This is a genomic window from Sutterella sp. (genome assembly GCF_030539355.1).
GTDB lineage: Bacteria > Pseudomonadota > Gammaproteobacteria > Burkholderiales > Burkholderiaceae_F > Sutterella.
Genome location: NZ_JAUNSF010000126.1, coordinates 3,364 through 5,462 on the forward strand (window position 1 = coordinate 3,364; position 2,099 = coordinate 5,462).

Below are 2,099 nucleotides of genomic sequence, written 5' to 3' on the forward strand. Positions count from 1 at the left end.
GCCTTGCCGATGCGGCCGTCGGCGCAGCCGATGGCGATGTTCTTCATCGAGCCGCCGTAGCCGCCCATCGCATGGCCCTTGAAGTGCGTGAGCACGACCATCGAGTCATAGTTGACGATGTTCTTGCCCATCGAGACTTCCTTGAAGTGGATGCCGCCGCCCTTCACAGGGAGGTTCACCGTGCCCTCGGCATCCATGATGTCCACCGGGCAGAACGTCCAGCCGTTCACCTTGAGCGTCTCGAGGTGGCCTTCGGTCGTGTAGCGGTCGCCCTGGTAGAGGGTGTTCGTCTCGACGATCGTGGAGTTCGGGATCTGGGCCTGGAAGGCCTTCACCATCTCGCGCGGCAGGATGTTGGGACCCTGCTTCTCGCCCGTGTGGAGCTTGATCGCGACCTTGCCGTCGATCGTGCCGTTGATGAGCTTGTAGAGCTTGATCAGGTGCTCGGCGTCAATGACCGGGCTGAAGTAGACCTTCGACTTTTCGGCGGTCTCGGCCGCGCGGGCGACCCCGCCGATCGAGCCCGTGAGGGCGACGGCGGCCGTGGCGCCGAGGGCCTGGAGGAATTCCTTGCGCGACATCTTCATGGCTTCTCTCTCCTAAGAACGGATGTGCTTTTACAGGTGCTCATTGACCCGGCCTCTTCCGGACCGGCTCATGCGTGAAATGCATGAATCAATTCTTGCGCGGCGGGAGCTTTTCCCGACATACCGAATGCATCAGAAAACTGCTCGATCCTCTCGAAATGAATTAAGAGGAATGGACAATCTGTATGACTGACCGGGGGCGGCGAACGGCGGACTGCACGAAACTCCGGAAAACGCCGGCCGGATGTGCACGGAACTCGCGGGAGTGTGCACATTCGAGCGGATTCCTGATTCTCAGCGCCCGCGGACGGCGTAGCGCAGCCAGAGGACGTCGCCCGTGAGTATCCTCGCCGCCTTGAGCGAGAACTCCACCGGGGGCGTGTCCGCGAGGCTCCGCGGCTTCTCGAAGAGCGTGACCGTGTCGTTCGCGCCGTCGGCGACGGGGGCGAGAATCACGGAGAGTTCGTCGACGAGCCCCGCGGCGAGGAACGTCCAGTTGATGAAGCCGCCCCCGGAGACCATGAGCGTGCGGATGCCGAAGAGGTCGTGGAGCTTCTCCGCGGCGAGCGCGCAGTCGATGGCGCCGCTTCCCGCGACGATGTACGAGATGCCGAGCTTTCTGAGGAACGCCCGGTAGGCGTCCGGCGCCTCCTCGGTGAGGAGTTCGATCACGTGCGCGGCCGGACGGTCGGCGTAGCGCAGGATGTCCGACTTCCAGCCGATGCGGCCCTTGGGGTCGACCGAGACGTAGTACATCGCGGCGTCGCCGACGGCGACGAAGTCGCCCGCCGGGGGCGGCGGCGCGGCCGGGTCAAGCTCGGGTTCGGCGTAAAAAGTGAAGTTCTCGTCGGTCGTCACGCGCCCGCAGAGCCAGGCGTCAGGATGGTAGGAGTCGTTCGTCGCCTCGTAGGCCTCGCCTGCGGCCCCGCAGGCGGCGGTGTTCATGAAGTCGCCTGTGATCTTGCCGTCGAGCGCCGTGAGCATGTGGCAGATGATCCTCGGTCTGGACATCGGGGAGCCTCCGGAGAAAGGGTGAAGGAACCCCGGCCGGGAGAATGCGGGAAGTCCGGCCGGGGTTCCTTCGAGAAGAGAGGAATCAGAGTGCGCTGTACTCGGCGTCCGAGACGGGCTCGCACCATTCGTTCGAGCTTCCGGCGGCCGGAACCTCGATCGCGAGGTGCTGGAACCACGAGTCCTTCGCGGCGCCGTGCCAGTGCTTCACCTCGGGCGGGATGTTGACGACGTCGCCGGGCTTCAGCGCCCGGGCGGGCTTCCCTTCCTCCTGGTACCAGCCGCGGCCGGAGATGACGGCGAGGATCTGGCCGCCCTTGTGGTGGATGTGCCAGTTGTTGCGGCAGCCGGGCTCGAAGGTGACGTTCGCGACCGGGCAGCGGTCCTTCGTGAGCATCGCGAGCCAGCTGCGGCCGACGAAGTACTGCGCGTAACTGACGTTCGGGTCTCCGACGGGGAAGGCGGAGAGGTTCTCGGGAGGGGTGACGGTATCGGGCATTT

General features: G+C 64.9%; 3 protein-coding genes. All 3 read right to left on the reverse strand.

What is annotated here, in order from left to right; all coding sequences use genetic code 11:
• Nucleotides 1-587, reverse strand: a 587-nt coding sequence (locus Q4F91_RS12195) for a DUF362 domain-containing protein (RefSeq protein ID WP_303337995.1), incomplete at its 3' end; no start/stop codon positions are given.
• Nucleotides 588-881: 294 nt separating this feature from the next.
• Nucleotides 882-1,598, reverse strand: a complete 717-nt coding sequence (locus tag Q4F91_RS12200; protein WP_303337996.1) for a RibD family protein — start codon at nt 1,596-1,598, stop codon at nt 882-884.
• Nucleotides 1,599-1,683: 85 nt separating this feature from the next.
• The gene (locus tag Q4F91_RS12205) at nt 1,684-2,097 is read right to left on the reverse strand and encodes a cupin domain-containing protein (protein WP_303337997.1); all 414 of its coding nucleotides are present in this window, start codon (nt 2,095-2,097) and stop codon (nt 1,684-1,686) included.
• Between the last annotated feature and the right edge of the window lie 2 nt (nt 2,098-2,099).

Bases quoted from the DNA above. Each gene is read 5' to 3' on its own strand.
- Q4F91_RS12200 (WP_303337996.1), bottom strand. From the start codon at position 1,598: ATGTCCAGACCGAGGATCATCTGCCACATGCTCACGGCGCTCGACGGC.
- Q4F91_RS12205 (WP_303337997.1), bottom strand. From the start codon at position 2,097: ATGCCCGATACCGTCACCCCTCCCGAGAACCTCTCCGCCTTCCCCGTC.